This is a genomic window from Streptococcus sp. GMD1S (assembly GCF_000296875.1).
Taxonomy (GTDB): Bacteria; Bacillota; Bacilli; order Lactobacillales; family Streptococcaceae; genus Streptococcus.
Map to the genome: position 1 here is coordinate 1 of NZ_AJQY01000402.1, position 743 is coordinate 743.

Consider the following 743-nt stretch of genomic DNA (forward strand, 5'->3'; position numbering starts at 1 on the left):
CCTTTAACAGGTTTGTCAGTACGGCTTTGTGCGTAGCTAGACCATTTGACAGTGATAGGGTTAAGACGAGTTACATCACCCCAGATGATTGGTGGTTTCACCCCACGCATACCGTATGATTGTACCCAACCATTCTTAGAGAAGAGGTAACCGGACAAGTTTTGACCGAAGTACTCAACCATGTCGTTACGCTCGAATTCACCGTGTACAAGTACGTCAAATCCAACTTCTTCTTGCCATTTGATCCATTCGTCGATTTGCTCTGCCAAGAACTTGTCATAGTCTTCTGCTGACAACTCTCCCTTACGGAAGGCCAAACGTTTGGCACGAACTTCCTTAGTTTGAGGGAATGAACCGATGGTTGTTGTTGGAAGATCTGGAAGTTTGAATGCTTCTTCTTGAATAGCTTCACGTTCTGCAAAGGCTGGCAAACGAGTGTAGTCTGCTTCTGTCAATCCAGCGATACGCGCACGAAGTTCTGCATTTTCACCCACACGTTCAGTCGCAAAGAGTTCTTTGTTAGCTGCAAGAGCTTCTGCGCCTTGACCATTGCGGATAGCATCCAAATCACGAATCTCATCCAATTTTTCAACTGCAAAGGCAAAGTGGTTCAAGATAGCTGGTTCAAATTCTTCGTTAGCTGTTGTAAATGGCACATGAAGAAGTGAGCATGAGCTTGTCAAAACAATGTTTTCAGCTGGGATTTGCTCAAGAACAGCCAAGCTCTTTTCGTAGTTGTTGCG

Annotated in this window: 1 pseudogene; it reads right to left on the reverse strand. The window is 45.0% G+C overall.

Going from position 1 to position 743, the window contains the following annotated elements:
• Window positions 1-743, reverse strand: a pseudogene (locus GMD1S_RS10645) (5-methyltetrahydropteroyltriglutamate--homocysteine S-methyltransferase); the annotation flags it as partial.